The sequence below is a fragment of the Tritonibacter sp. SIMBA_163 genome (assembly GCF_046535935.1).
Taxonomy (GTDB): domain Bacteria; phylum Pseudomonadota; class Alphaproteobacteria; order Rhodobacterales; family Rhodobacteraceae; genus Epibacterium; species Epibacterium scottomollicae.
The window spans coordinates 1-244 of record NZ_JAWJBP010001103.1; the positions used below are offsets into that span (position 1 = coordinate 1).

At 75.4% G+C, this 244-nt stretch carries 1 protein-coding gene; it reads left to right on the top strand.

Going from position 1 to position 244, the window contains the following annotated elements; translation table 11 throughout:
- Window positions 1-244: hypothetical protein (locus R0J92_RS25750; RefSeq protein ID WP_411053780.1), on the top strand; the 244-nt coding region annotated here is incomplete at both ends.

A 244-nucleotide genomic window follows, 5' to 3' on the forward strand; every position in this document is an offset into this window, starting at 1 on the left:
GCCGGCGGGCTGACCGGCGACCAGGGCGTGATGATCCCGGAGAGCAACCTGCCGCACCTGATGCTGCGCGCCGACGTGGTCGAGGCGGTGCGCACCGGGCGCTTCGCCGTCTGGGCGGTGCGCACGATCGACGAGGGGATCGCCCTGCTGACCGGCCTGCCGGCCGGCGAGCGCGGGGCCGACGGCGCCTTTCCGGAGGGCACGATCAATCGCCGGGTCGACGATCGGCTGGCCGCCTTCGCCG